This is a genomic window from Gymnodinialimonas phycosphaerae (assembly GCF_019195455.1).
GTDB classification, from domain to species: domain Bacteria; phylum Pseudomonadota; class Alphaproteobacteria; order Rhodobacterales; family Rhodobacteraceae; genus Gymnodinialimonas; species Gymnodinialimonas phycosphaerae.
Window position 1 is genome coordinate 1,310,393 of sequence record NZ_JAIMBW010000001.1, and the last position, 13,549, is coordinate 1,323,941.

The 13,549-nt window shown below is 64.6% G+C and carries 9 protein-coding genes; 3 read left to right on the forward strand and 6 right to left on the reverse strand.

Going from position 1 to position 13,549, the window contains the following annotated elements:
• Positions 1 to 63 precede the first annotated feature (63 nt).
• A complete protein-coding gene (locus tag KUL25_RS06430) occupies positions 64 to 3,594 on the forward strand; it encodes a vWA domain-containing protein (RefSeq protein WP_257892182.1) in 3,531 nt (1,176 codons plus the stop codon).
• A gap of 143 nt (positions 3,595 to 3,737) precedes the next feature.
• Here KUL25_RS06430 and lpdA read toward each other — a convergent pair whose 3' ends face one another.
• From lpdA to KUL25_RS06460, 6 genes are all read right to left on the reverse strand, one after another.
• Entirely contained in the window at positions 3,738 to 5,132 is a 1,395-nt protein-coding gene (lpdA, locus tag KUL25_RS06435; protein WP_257892183.1) for a dihydrolipoyl dehydrogenase, read from the reverse strand.
• A 126-nt stretch (positions 5,133 to 5,258) separates the two neighbouring features.
• Positions 5,259 to 5,609: a hypothetical protein gene (locus KUL25_RS06440; protein ID WP_257892184.1), complete on the reverse strand. Its 351-nt coding sequence runs from the start codon at positions 5,607 to 5,609 to the stop codon at positions 5,259 to 5,261.
• 55 nt (positions 5,610 to 5,664) lie between these two features.
• Positions 5,665 to 6,231 (reverse strand): DUF924 family protein, encoded by a 567-nt coding sequence (locus tag KUL25_RS06445; protein WP_257892185.1) that lies wholly within the window; start codon positions 6,229 to 6,231, stop codon positions 5,665 to 5,667.
• The gene (locus KUL25_RS06450) at positions 6,228 to 7,517 is read right to left on the reverse strand and encodes an MFS transporter (protein WP_257892186.1); all 1,290 of its coding nucleotides are present in this window, start codon (positions 7,515 to 7,517) and stop codon (positions 6,228 to 6,230) included. The genes KUL25_RS06445 and KUL25_RS06450 overlap by 4 nt, the downstream gene beginning before the upstream one ends.
• Before the next feature lie 75 nt (positions 7,518 to 7,592).
• Positions 7,593 to 8,645, reverse strand: a complete 1,053-nt coding sequence (queA, locus tag KUL25_RS06455) for a tRNA preQ1(34) S-adenosylmethionine ribosyltransferase-isomerase QueA (protein ID WP_257892187.1) — start codon at positions 8,643 to 8,645, stop codon at positions 7,593 to 7,595.
• A 22-nt stretch (positions 8,646 to 8,667) separates the two neighbouring features.
• The gene (locus tag KUL25_RS06460; protein WP_257892188.1) at positions 8,668 to 11,952 is read right to left on the reverse strand and encodes an AsmA-like C-terminal region-containing protein; all 3,285 of its coding nucleotides are present in this window, start codon (positions 11,950 to 11,952) and stop codon (positions 8,668 to 8,670) included.
• A gap of 99 nt (positions 11,953 to 12,051) precedes the next feature.
• Between KUL25_RS06460 and KUL25_RS06465 the strand changes: the two genes are divergently transcribed.
• Complete coding sequence (locus tag KUL25_RS06465; protein WP_257892189.1) at positions 12,052 to 12,513, forward strand: peroxiredoxin; 462 nt, start codon at positions 12,052 to 12,054, stop codon at positions 12,511 to 12,513.
• 163 nt (positions 12,514 to 12,676) lie between these two features.
• Positions 12,677 to 13,492, forward strand: coding sequence for a ferritin-like domain-containing protein (locus KUL25_RS06470; protein ID WP_257892190.1), 816 nt, complete (start codon positions 12,677 to 12,679; stop codon positions 13,490 to 13,492).
• Positions 13,493 to 13,549 lie beyond the last annotated feature (57 nt).

Below are 13,549 nucleotides of genomic sequence, written 5' to 3' on the forward strand. Positions count from 1 at the left end.
AGGTTACCGTAAGGGCAATGGTCGGTCTATTCCCGGCCCGCTGTCCCATATTATCTAGAACGGATGTCCCCGATGCGCGCGTTATTCCTCGCCCTGATAACCCTCATGATGTTGCCCCTCACGGCCCTCGCCCAATCGGCGGATCGGCCCAATACGATTCTGGTTCTGGATGGATCGGGATCGATGTGGGGGCAGATCGACGGCGTGAACAAGATCGTTATCGCCCGCGAGGTCATTGCCGAGATGCTGGCCGAAATGGCCGATGATGTGTCCCTTGGCCTCACGGTTTATGGCCACCGTGAGCGTGGCAGCTGCACGGATATCGAGACGATCGTCGCCCCCGCGCCGGGCACTCAAGCGCGCATCCTGGAGGCCGTCAACGCCATCAACCCGCGCGGCCGCACGCCAATGACCGACGCGGTCATCGCCGCCGCGCAAAGCCTGCGCCACACCGAGGAAGCCGCCACCGTGATCCTCGTCTCGGACGGGATCGAGAACTGTAACCCCGACCCCTGCGCCATCGCCGCTGCGTTGGAGGCCACGGGCGTCGATTTCACTGCCCATGTGATCGGCTTCGACGTCGCCTCCGAACCCGAAGCGCGCGCGCAGATGCAGTGCATCGCCGACAATACCGGGGGGCAGTTCCTGACCGCCGACAACGCCACGGAACTCAGCCAGGCGTTGACCCAGGTCGTGGCCGTCATGCCCACGCCCATGCGGATCGAGGCGCAAGTCCTGCCCCAGGGCACCTTGCCCACGCGCCCCGTCACCTGGACGATTCTGGGTGCGGATGGCGACGTTATCAGCACCGGCACCCCCGGCCCCGCGATAGATGCCACCCTGCTCCCAGGCACTTACGTGGCCCAGGCCACGCGGACAGAGCCCGATGGCCCGCAAACCTATCAGACGTCTTTCACCGTTGTCGAAGGCCAGACAGACCTGATCGTCGTCGCCATGCCTCCGATCATCGAGACCAGCCAGGTGACCTTCACCGCGCGGGTGGAACCCGACATGTCCGTGCCCGCCTCGCAATTGGCATGGACGCTGTTTGACAGTGCCGACACCGTGCTGCTTGGCCCCGTCGTTGCGCCCGGCGGCAATGTCGGCCTGTTGCCCGGTGAGTATCGCCTGTCCGTCGAGCGTGCCAATGCCGGCACGCGCCACGAGGCCCGCTTCACGGTCGAGCCCAACACCCCGCAGGAGGTCATCATCCCCTTGCCCGCCCTACTGGTCGAGGTCAGTTTCGTCGCGCGCATCGGCGATGTCGGCGGCGTGACGATCACCGATCCCGTGGTCTGGGACGTGGAGCCGCTCAGCACCAACCCGGTCACCACAAACCCCGCGACATTCCAGATGAGCCGTGGCGCCTACCGCGTCACCGCCTATTGGACAGCACAGGAAATCGAGGAGAGCGTTGATTTTGTTGTGGTCGATCAGGCCCGAGAGATCATCGTCGTCTTCCCTGAACCCGCCGCAACGGCCACGTTGACGGCGCCCGCAACGGCCCCTGTCGCCGCCGACATCGAGGTCGCGTGGGAGGGTCCCGGCGAGGCCAGAGACATGATTCTGATCCGCGACCCCCAAACTGATGTGCTGCTCAACGTGGTCTCCGCGCGCGATAATCCCGCCATCCTTCGCCTGCCCGCCACGCCCGGAACCTACGACATCACCTATCGCCAAGAGGGGGGCAACGGACCGATCATCGGCTCAACGCCCATCGTGGTGACAGACGTCTCGGCAGTGCTGAACGGGCCGGAAACCGTCGAGATCGCGACCCGCTTCACTGTCCCCTGGGAAGGCCCCGGATACCCGCAGGATCGCATCGCACTGGTTCCGGTAGGCGAGACGGCAACCCGGTCCAACGGGCGAGCGGTCTCGTTCGGCAACCCGTTGGAACTGACCGCCCCGCCGCAGCCCGGCCTCTACGAGCTGCACTATATTCTGCGCGAGGGAGAACGGGTCATCGCCCGTCAAGCCATTGAAGTTGTAGATGTTTTGGGCTCCATCACAGCGCCTGCGACCGCCGTGGCGGGCTCGACCATCGAAGTCGCCTGGACCGGCCCAGATAATCCCCGTGACTACATCGGGATCGGCCTTGCCAGTGCCACGGGCGGCGACCGGTGGGACAACTTCACGCGCACAGACGAAGGCCAAGTGCTTCGCTTGCAAGTCCCGCCAGCGCCGGGTGCGTATGTGATCCGCTACTTCATCGATCAGGACCGTGTGGTGATCGCCGAGGCGCCAATCACCGTGACACCCGCTTCGGCCACCCTCACCCTTCCCGCCACAGCCGTGGCTGGATCGACCATCGAAGTGGCATGGACCGGGCCTGATTATCACCGTGATTACATTGGTATAGGTCGAGCTGGTGCAACCGGCGGCGACCGGTGGGAGAACTTCACCCGCACCGAGGAAGGCACCATTTTGCGTCTGCAAACGCCGCCCCTGCCCGGCACTTACGTGGTCCGCTACTTCATGGATCAGGATCGCTACGTCCTCGCCGAGGCGCAGATCACGTTGACCGAAGCCGCGGCCTCGATCACGGCGCCCGAGACGGCCGTGGCCGGATCCACCATCGAGGTCGCCTGGAGTGGCCCCAATTATCCCCGTGATTTCATAGGCATAGGCCGCGTGGGCGCCACCGGCGGCAACCAGTGGGAGAACTATACACGCACCGAGGATGGTCCCATTCTGCGTCTGCAAACCCCTCCGGTGCCCGGCACCTACATGATCCGCTATTTCGTGGATCAGGACCGCACGGTGTTGGCTGAGGCGCAGATTGAGCTGACGGCGGCTGCCTCTTCTGTGTCTGCCCCGAGTACGGCCGTGGCAGGCTCCACGATCGATGTCACTTGGACTGGCCCTGATTTCCCGCGCGATTTCATCGGGATAGGCCGCTTGGGCGCAACAGGCGGCAACCAGTGGGAGAATTACACCCGCACCGAAGACGGCTCGCCGTTGCAGTTGCTGACCCCGACGGAACCCGGCGCTTATGTGATCCGATACTTCGTCGATCAGGACCGGGTCGTGCAGGCGGAAGCGGAAATCACGCTGACCGCGCCCGAGGCCTCGATCACGGCACCGGCCACGGCAGCGGTCGGCTCCCTCGTCGAGATCGGCTGGACCGGACCGGATTATCACCGCGATTTCATCGGGATAGGCCGCGTCGGCGCGACCGGAGGCGATCAGTGGGAGAACTATACCCGAACTGAAGACGGCTCGCCCTTGCAATTGCTGATGCCGGTGCAGCCGGGCGCATATGTGATCCGCTACTTCATCGATCAGGACCGCGCCGTGATTGCCGAGGTGCCAATCACCCTGACAGACGTGGTCGCCACGCTGACCGCGCCGCAAACGGCGACCGCAGGTGGAACCGTGGAGGTTCAGTGGACGGGCCCCGATTATCCGCGTGATTTCATCGGCTTGGGCCGCGTGGGCGGCACCGGCGGCGCACAATGGGAGACCTATGAGCGGACCAGCGATGGCTCTCCCCTGACCCTCCGCGTGCCTGACACGCCCGGGTCCTACGTGTTGCGGTACTTCCTGGATCAGGACCGCCGCGCCATCGCGGAACTGCCGATTACGGTGCAGTAAGTCGGCCACGGGATGGCTTGCGCACGCCATCTGGAACAGAAGCGCGACACTTAAAAACGGGCGGTCCAAGGGGCCGCCCGTTCGCGTTGGGGTATATCAATGGTAGATCAATTGCGTCAGATGCGACCCCGACGGCGGAGCCGTCAAATATGGATCACCCGGTCGTAGGCGTCGAGGACGCTTTCGTGCATCATCTCCGACAATGTCGGGTGCGGGAACACAGTCTCCATCAGATCTTGTTCAGTCGTCTCCAACTTCTGGCCCACCACATAGCCCTGGATCAGCTCGGTCACTTCCGCGCCGATCATGTGGGCGCCCAGAAGCTCTCCGGTCTTCTCGTCGAAAACCGTCTTGATCATGCCCTCGGGCTCACCCAGGGCGATGGCCTTGCCGTTGCCGATGAAGGGGAAGCGGCCGACCTTGACCTTGTAGCCCTTCTCTTTCGCCTTGGCCTCGGTCAGACCGACGGAGGCGACTTGCGGGTGACAGTAGGTGCAGCCGGCGATGGACTCGGGCTTGATCGGGTGGGCTTTCATGCCCGCGACCAGTTCGGCGACCATGACGCCTTCGTGCGATGCCTTATGCGCCAACCACGGCGCGCCCGCGATGTCGCCGATGGCGTAGAGGCCATCCACACCAGTGCGGCAGTATTCATCCGTCACCACATGGGTGCGGTCGATCTTCACGCCAAGCGCTTCCAGCCCGAGGTTTTCGACGTTGCCGACGATGCCCACAGCAGAGATCACGGTGTCGAACTCTTGCTTCTCGACCTTTCCGTTCACCTCGATATGGGCGGTGACTTTGTCGTCGGCGCGGTCAAGCTGCTTGACCATCGCCTTTTGCATGATCTTCATGCCCTGCTTCTCGAACGCCTTCTTGGCGAAGGCGCTGATCTCGGCGTCTTCCACGGGCAGCACGCGGTCCATGACCTCGACCACGGTCGTGTCGGCGCCAAGCGTATTGTAGAAGCTGGCGAATTCGATACCGATGGCGCCCGATCCGATGACCAGCAATTTCTTCGGCATATGGGGTGGGGTCAACGCGGCCTTGTAAGTCCAGACGCGCTTGCCGTCAGCATCCAGGCCCGGAAGTTCGCGCGCCCGCGCGCCGGTGGCGAGGATGATGTTCTTCGCGGTCAGCTCTTCGGTGCCCTTATCGGTCTTCACCGACACCTTTCCCTTGGCGGGGATCGTGGCCTCGCCCATGAAGGTGGTCACCTTGTTCTTCTTCATCAGATGCGCCACGCCGCCCGATAGCTGTTTGGCCACTTTGCGCGAGCGCGACACGACCGCGTCAAGGTCATACCCGATGCCGTCGGCCTTCAGGCCGAATTCCTTGGCGCGGTGCATCAGGTGGAACACTTCGGACGACCGCAGCATCGCCTTTGTCGGGATGCAGCCCCAGTTGAGGCAGATCCCGCCCATGTGCTCGCGCTCGACAATGGCGACCTTCAGGCCAAGCTGGCTGCCGCGAATGGCGGCGACGTAGCCGCCCGGGCCTGCCCCAATAACGATGAGGTCAAAGTTCTGTGCGGCCATGTGGGTTTCTCCAGGTCTGGGTCGTCAAATTTTGCGTTTGTTCAACGTTAAACCATTTCCCCAGACCCCACAATTGACGCTAGGTCGCAGGCCGCAATGCATTGCACGCATGGCTGAGCGCGCGGTTCAACGGGCGCGGTAGATGACCCAGAACACGAACAGCGCCGTGACGCCGATACCGGCGGTGAAATAGCCCACGGGCATCAGCCAATCGGCAAGGGGCGCGGTGCCCCAGGCGGGTTGCGCGGCGGTGGCGATCACACAGCCCACGGCCGCAACGCAAAGCGCCAGCCAGAACTGCGCCGTGCGCGTGAACGGCTTGGCAGGCGTGTCGGGCGACGCATGGATGCGGGGATCGTGGCGGTCATATTCGGGCTTCGTCTCTGCCGGGGCGGTCAGGGACGCGTTCTTGCGGGTGCCCACGGACCGTAACGCGTGGTTGGGCGTAAGGCCGTGGTTCGTGGTTGAGGTTCCCATTGGTATCTCCTTTCGGCACAGGTGCTATCGAAAGGGAAACGCGCAGGTGGCCGGTCTAGTTCCCTTCCATCTCGCGAAGGATCGCGCCATAGCCGCCGCCGTCGATGAACGCCTGCTCTTCTGGGGTCATGTCGCGCCCAAGGGCGGCGTTTCGATAGGGGAAGCGCCCGAAGCGGGCGATGATCTCGCGGTGGACACGGGCGTGCAGCGCGTTGTTGCCCCCCGCCATCCGCGTCTCGAAAAGGTCAACGCAGGTGTTCTGGTGATCCATGTCCTCGGAATGCATGTAGGGCATGTAGATGAACTGACGCTCTGGCTCGGCGATCTCGTGGTCCCAGCCCTTGGCAACGCATTGCGAAGAGATCTCAAGCGCCTTGGCATCGGTGGCAAAGGCGCGGGGGTCGTCGCGGAGCATGTTGCGGGGGAATTGATCCAGAAGGATCACCAGCGCCAAGGCCCCAGGCGAATTGGTTGCCCAATCGGGCAGCGACCCGGCGTGCGCCGCGTGCCAGTCCTGTCCGAACTGATCGCGGATCGCCGCGTCGAACGCGTCGTCCTTGGCATACCATTTTTCTGGCCCGGCATTAAGCCAGAACGTCACAACATCAGATGCGCGGGTCATTTGGAATCCTCTTCTTCAGCGTCCTGGGCCATCTCTTCGGCGGCCTCGACATAGTACTCCTGCGCGGCCTCAACCGCCACCGGCGATGCGGTGCCAGGCATAATCGCGGCATAGGGAACCGCGTCGTAGTCGTCTTCCTCGGTGTAGGCCGAGATGCGCTGGGTGATCCGGTAGATCCCGTAGGCCGTGACCGCCGCCAACATGACCGCGAGGAACAGCCAGAAGCCCGCAGGCCCGATCCAGCCCATCAAAAGGCCCAGGATCGGCGGGCCGGTAATCGCCCCCACGCCGTTGATGAAGATCATCGCGCCTGAGGCGGCGGGCATGTCTTGGGGTTCCAGGTAGTCGTTGAGGTAGGCGATGATCAGCGCGTAAAGCGGCTGCCCAAGGCCCCCTGAAAGCGCCGCGATCAGCAGCAGCGCATAGTAGTTGTCACCAAAGAACATGCCCGCCACGGCGACAAGCGCCCCCGCCCCCGCCACGCCGATGATCAACAGACGGCGGTCCATCCGGTCCGAGAACCAGCCAATGGGATATTGCAGGATGATCGCGCCGATGAAGATCGCCGAGACGAAGGCCGACAGCTGTTGCAGGTTCAGCCCCGCCTCGGTCGCATAGACCGCGGCCATGGCGAACTGCGCCGCGAAGACGCTTCCCATCAGCAGCATGGACACCGACGCGAAGGGCGAGGCGTCGAAAAGTTGGCGCAGGGACATCGACCGCGTCTCTTCGATCGCCGGGGTGGGCGTGGCCGACAAAAGGATCGGCGCAAAGCTGAGTGAGACGAGGATGGAGGGGATCACAAACAACATCCACCCAGAGGGGTCGCCCGTCGCAAGGATGCCCTGCGCCGCCACAAGGCCGAACATCTGCATCAACATGTAGGCCGAAAGCGATTGGCCACGTGTCTCGTTGGTGGCGGAGTTGTTGAGCCACGACTCAGCCGTCACATAGACCCCGGACAGCGAGAACCCGATGCCGATGCGCAACAGGATCCAGGCATAGGGATCGGTCACGATGGGATAAGAGATCACGATCGCCGAGATGAACGACCCAAGCGCCGCGAAGACACGGACGTGGCCCACGCGCGCGATGAACTTAGGCGCAAGGCTGGAGCCGCCGAGAAAGCCAATGAAGTAGGCCGACCCGATCAACGACAGCTGGAAGGTCGAGAACCCCTCGATCGCGCCCCGCACACCCATGAGTGAGCCCTGAAGGCCGTTACCGATCTGCAGCAGGAACATGCCCAGAAGAAGCGGCCAGGCGTTGCGAATGACGGTAAACATGAGGGCCTCGTATGTTGCTCGGGTGTTGGCGGCGGCAAAGAGGGGACCTCTGCGCCCGTTCGGGCCTCGGTTCTGTCAGGTTTGCGACGGAATAAGGAGGGAAGCGTCACCGTAGGAAAAGAAGCGATAGCCCTGCGCGATGGCATGGGCATAAACGGCATCCATGCGGTCCTTGCCCATGAGCGCGGACACCAGCATCAGAAGCGTCGATTTCGGCAGGTGGAAGTTGGTCATCAGGGCATCGGTGATTTGCCACGTGTAACCGGGGTAGATGAAGATCTCGGTGGTGCCTTCGAAGGGGTGGATTTCACCCTCGCGCGCGGCGGATTCGATCAGGCGCAGGGCCGTGGTGCCGACGGGAATGATACGCCCGCCCGCGGCCTTGGTGGCGTTGATCTCGGCGGCGGCCGCCTCGCTGACTTCGCCCCATTCGGCGTGCATCTTGTGGGAGGTGACGTCATCCACGGTGACGGGCAGGAACGTGCCCGCGCCCACATGAAGCGTCACGAAGGTCACATCGACGCCGCGCGCTGAAAGGGCTGCCATCAGGTTTTCGTCGAAATGCAGCGACGCGGTGGGGGCCGCGACAGCACCGGCGCGCCTGGCCCAGATCGTCTGGTAGTCCTCGCGGTCGCGGGCATCGGGGGCACGCTTGCCGGCAATGTAGGGCGGCAGGGGCATGGCACCGGCCGCATTCAGCGCGGCGTCAAAGTCATCTCCGGTCACATTGAACGCCAGCCGCAACCCTTCATCTATCGCTTTAACTTCGGCTTGCAGTTCATTGGAGAATATCACTTTCTCCCCAACCTTCAGCTTGCGCATCGGCTTGCCCAACGCAGACCACGTACCATCGGCCTGAGGCTCCATCAGGGTCACTTCGATCTTGGCTGTGACCTCTCCCTGCGCGCTCATGCGGGTGCGGGTGCCACTCAGGCGCGCGGGGATCACGCGGGTGTCGTTGAGGACCAGACGATCGCCCGGACGCAAGGTCGAGGGCAGATCCGCCACGGTCAGATCACGGGTCTGCGCGCCCTCGGCCACCAACAGCTTTGCCGAGGACCGGGGCCGCGCGGGGCGGGTGGCGATCAGGCCGTCAGGCAGATCGAAGTCGAAATCATCAAGTTTCAAGACAGGTCCTATTGGCTAGTGTCTATTGGCTGAAATCCGGCGGCGGGGCGCGGAAGATCTCGCGGAAGACGCCGGGGGTCAGAATCGACAGGGGATTGACGGAAACCCGGACGTCCTCGCTATCGCCGATCAGGCGGTAATTGAACCCGAAAAGTCCCTCGCGCCGGGGGGCGAACAACGCGCCGAACAGCCCGTTGACGATGTAGAACGGCGACACCACGCCCTGCATCTCGTAGCGCTGGCTGGCCACGTCATAGACACCATCCATCGAGAACCCCATGGAAGGTCCCACTGCGGTCCCCTCTTGCACCGTGATCGTCTGCGGCGTGATGCGGAAACTGCCGTTGACGTCACCGAGGTTGATGCCGTCGCCCGATAGCTGGTCCAGCAAACCCACAACGGAGATCAGGTTCAACAGTTCCGCCATGACCGAGGCATCGCGCAGACGCGGCCCTTCGATGGTCAGGCGACCGTCATATTGGCCCGCCTCGAGACGCGCGGCAAGGATCAGGTCAAGGGTGCCGCCGTGCAGGTTCTCGAAGATATCGGCCGATCGCAGCACCGCGCCGCCATCGCGCGATTGCAGGCGCACGGAGGGGCCATTGGCGCTGGGGACCAACTGGCCGTTCACTTGTGCGCCGCCGTTCACCAATCCTCGGAATTCCCCCGACATGGACGCCCCATCAAGCGACGCGCGCAGATCGGTGAGCGAAATCCCTTCGGTGATCTGCATCGTGTTGAGCCGAATATCGAGCGGCCCGATATCGCCCGAGCCGCTGCCCCCGGTGCCTGAAAGCGACGGCATGGTACGAAAGTCGAGCACGCCGCCGGTCACCTCGATGCCCGGCGCGGCAGTACCCCGCCCCACAAGTCCGCCCTGCACATCCAGCCATTGCCCCAACCGGAAGCGCCCGGCGGAAAAGCGGTTGAGGAAGCCATCGGGCGTAAAGGTCACCGCGCCGTCCAGCGACAGGCCCCCGCCCTCCAGGGTAAGGGAGCGCACCTCTGGACGGGGCCCGAGGGTGATCTCGGCGGCGAAATCGCCGGTGCGGCCCGCCGGCATCGACCAGGCCAGGGGCGGGATCGCAAGCGCGATGCCATCGAGATCCGAGCGGATTTGCAACCGCGCCGGGCTGTCGGCTTGCAGGAAAACGGTCAGATCCGCCGCCCCCCGGCCCGAAATCAGCCACTCGGGCAGCGCCACCCCGAACGTAGCTAGTGCCGCACGGTCGATCCTGGCGCGCGCCTCCACCAGGCTGCCGGGGGGCGCGTCGGGGTCCAGCAGAACGCTCCATTGCCCGGTGACAGGCACGCCATCAAGCGCACCGCGCCCGCCTACGGCAAGCTGGTCGGGCGTCAGCGTCACGGTGATCCGGTCCGAGGTCAGCACACGCCCCGCGATCAGCGCATCGCCCCGATAGCCCGTCACCACGCCCGAGGCGACAACGTCGATGCCCTCAACCCCGGTCTGCTCAGTCCGGTCCAGAAGCCGCGTCGACAGCGACGCTTCGGCCACGATCCGGCCAGCACCGATTTCGTCCGGGGCGAAGCCGCTGGCGTCCAACACGCGGAACGGCGGGCCTGCCAGAACATGCATCAGGTCCGGGACTGTGCTCGCCAGATCAAGGTCGAACTCGGCCAACGGCCCTTGTTGCGAGACATCGGCGATCAGCATGCGCGAGCCTGCCAGCAACACCGCCCCCTGCCCCTCGGCCGCGACCCCGCCGCCGTCAAGGGCCACCGAAAGGCGGTCGTTTTGCAGGCTGAGGAAACCGGACGCCCCGCGGATCGGCGGCGCGGCGGGCAACGCGCGGATATCGGCGTCGGTGAAGTCGAAGGACAGCTCGTAAAGCGGGTCGGCCTCGGGCGTAAGGCGCAGGGCGAAGTTGGTGCCGCGCGCGGTGGCCGCTTGCAGCCGCTCCGCCACCCACCAGCGGGTGTTGGGGATCGCCGTGGCGGGCCAGTAGGACAGGAGGGTGGGCGCGTCGATTTCCGGCAATTGCGCGTCAATGGCCAGTGTGACCCCCTCGGGCGCGGCGATCAGGTGGCCCGATGTGCTGACGCGCAGCGCATCGTCGTAAAGCGTGGCCTGGCCCACATCGACCCGCACGGTTTCGCCAAGGGTCAGCCGCAGGTCAAGCGCGGCGCCATCAATCTCCAGCGGCGTGTCGAACAGACTCTCGGGGTTCGCCATGATGTCACGCAGCGCGAATTGTCCCGTGAAAACAGTGCCATCATGGCTGACGTCGGCATGGCCCTCGGCCTGGAACGCCAGTTGATCGCCCTCAAGGCGCAAGGCCTCGAACCGGGCGCGGCGGGTGTCGGGCGCATAACTCAGGCGCGCTTGCATGGCCGTGAATGGCACCGCGGCCTCCTGCCCCGGCAAGCGCAGCTCGCCCGCGCCGATGTCCAAGGCGCCGCTCAGCGCACCAAGGGTGCCGTCATCGGCCATGGCGGCGCTCAACTGTCCGTCGATGGGCGCGCGCATCAGGTCCAGCCACGCCAGCGCCGGAGATGCCGTCGCCAGATCGCGTGCGGCCAGCGTGTCGAAGACCATGCCCATATCCGTGACGCCGCGCGCCGCGTCGCGGCGCAGGGACAGGTTCACCTCGGCGTTGCGGCTGCCCTCCAATTCGCCGCCGATCATTAGGGTGATACGCCCGTCGTCCCGCGTCAGCCGCACCTCGGCGCCGTGCAGGCGGATGTCGCGGTCGGCGACCGCATCGGCCAAGATGACCTGCATGTCGACGCCCAGGACCTCTTCCAGATACGAGAACGCCTCGCGGGCGAACATCTGATCAAGCAGCGCCAAGGTCTCGACCACCGTGCGCTCTGCGCGGTCGCCCGGGGCAGCGCCCGCGAAATCAAGGTCAACCCGGCCATCGGCGCTGCGTGTCATGTTCACGCCTGCGCCGGCCACGATGATCCGTTTGACCCGCATTTGCCCGCGCAACAGCGGCCCCGGCGCCATGCGCAGGCGCAGGACGGGAAACGCGGCGCGCACCTCCCCCTCGCGCGTCGTCACCACCACATCGTGGAATTCCAGCGCCGGTGCGCGGCCGCCCTGGGGCAGCGCCAGCACCATGTCGCCCACCGCCACGTCGCCGCCCATGCCGCCCGCGTCCATGGCACCATTGATGCGCGCCTCGATTCTGGCCTGCACCGCATCGGGCATGCTCATCGGCGTGATCGACAGCCTTGCCCACAAAGCCCCGACCGGCACCACGAAAACGAAGACCACGATGGCCAGCACGGCAATCACAACCCGCCTGCGTCCGCGTCCCTGCTGTGTCTCGCCCTCAGCCATGCCAGCCTTACTTATACCCTGCTCTACTCTTGGCCTTTATTCTTCGCGCAAAACCCCTAGCTTGCAACGCGAATGCGCATACGCCCCAAAGGAGTTCCCATGCCAGAGATCGGCCACCCCGCCCCCGACTTCACCCTGCCCCGCGATGGCGGCGACACGCTGACGCTGTCGGCCCAACGCCCCAAGGCCGTCGTGCTGTTTTTCTACCCCAAGGACGACACCCCCGGCTGCACCAAAGAAGCCATTGCCTTCACGGGCCTGGAATCCGCCTTCGCCGAGGCCGGCGCCGTGATCATCGGCATCTCCAAGGACACCGCCGCCAAGCATGACAAGTTCATCACCAAACATGACTTGTCGATCCCGCTGGTTTCCGACGCCGACAGCGACGTCTGCGAGCAATATGGCACCTGGGTAGAGAAGAACATGTACGGCAAGACCTACATGGGGATCGAGCGGGCAACCTTCCTGATCGACGGCACAGGCAACATTGCCCAGGTCTGGCGCAAGGTGAAAGTGCCCGGCCACGCCGAAGAGGTGCTGGAGGCCGTACGCGCCCTCTGAACCCAAAGACCAGCCCCCCTGCTTCCCCGTTCCAAAAATATCCCGGGGGAGAGCGCATCGCCCGCGATGCGCAGAGGGGGCTGGCCCCCTCCCTCTTGATAAAAAGAATGCGGCGCAAGCCGCACCGTTTGACTCATCTCCCGCCACAGGCCACACGCACCCCATGATCCCCCTTGCCCACATGGCCGACCAGGTCCTGCGCACCGCAGATGCCCGCGCGAAAACCGCGCTCTCGCGTGACTTCGCGGCCCAATGGCAAGCGGCCCGCGACACCGGTGCCCTGCCCGAGATCGGCACCGCCTCCCCGCCCGACAGCCCCGCACGGCCAGCGGCGCCCGCCCTGCTGGACCCGCGCGACGTGCCGCGGCGCAAGCCCGGCTCGCCACAGGGGCGCATCGCGATCCTGCATGCGGTGGCCCATATCGAGTTGAATGCCGTCGACCTCCATTGGGACCTGATCGCGCGGTTCTCTGCCACGCCCTTTCCCATTGGCTTCTTCGACGATTGGGTCCGGGCGGCGGATGAAGAATCCAAGCATTTCAACCTGATCGCCGATTGCCTGGAGGCCATGGGCTCTCATTACGGGGCGCTTGCGGCCCATGCGGGCATGTGGCGGGCGGCCGAAGATACGGCAGATGATCTGATGGGACGCCTCGCCGTGGTGCCCATGGTGCTGGAGGCGCGCGGGCTGGACGTGACGCCGGGAATGATCCGGATCTTCCAGAACGCGGGTGAAGACCCTGCCGCCAAACAGGCCGTTGCGGCGATGGAGGTGATTTACGCCGAAGAGGTCCACCACGTGGCCTACGGCTCCAAATGGTTTCACTTCCTGTGCGGCCGCCATGATCTGGACCCGACGCAGGCGTTCCATACCCTCGTGCGGCGCTATTTCCACGGACCGCTGAAACCGCCGTTCAACGAAGAAAAACGCGCCGAGGCAGGCATTCCCCCTGATTTTTATTGGCCCTTGGCCGATTGAATCCGCCTTATGCTACAAGAACACGCCAGCAGTCGGCAATTTTCCGCCGTATTTGCG

Coding starts and splice junctions, on each gene's coding strand:
- KUL25_RS06470 (WP_257892190.1), top strand. CDS start 12,677: ATGATCCCCCTTGCCCACATGGCCGACCAGGTCCTGCGCACCGCAGAT.
- KUL25_RS06430 (WP_257892182.1), top strand. CDS start 64: ATGTCCCCGATGCGCGCGTTATTCCTCGCCCTGATAACCCTCATGATG.
- lpdA (WP_257892183.1), bottom strand. CDS start 5,132: ATGGCCGCACAGAACTTTGACCTCATCGTTATTGGGGCAGGCCCGGGC.
- KUL25_RS06465 (WP_257892189.1), top strand. CDS start 12,052: ATGCCAGAGATCGGCCACCCCGCCCCCGACTTCACCCTGCCCCGCGAT.
- KUL25_RS06440 (WP_257892184.1), bottom strand. CDS start 5,609: ATGGGAACCTCAACCACGAACCACGGCCTTACGCCCAACCACGCGTTA.
- KUL25_RS06445 (WP_257892185.1), bottom strand. CDS start 6,231: ATGACCCGCGCATCTGATGTTGTGACGTTCTGGCTTAATGCCGGGCCA.
- KUL25_RS06460 (WP_257892188.1), bottom strand. CDS start 11,952: ATGGCTGAGGGCGAGACACAGCAGGGACGCGGACGCAGGCGGGTTGTG.
- KUL25_RS06450 (WP_257892186.1), bottom strand. CDS start 7,517: ATGTTTACCGTCATTCGCAACGCCTGGCCGCTTCTTCTGGGCATGTTC.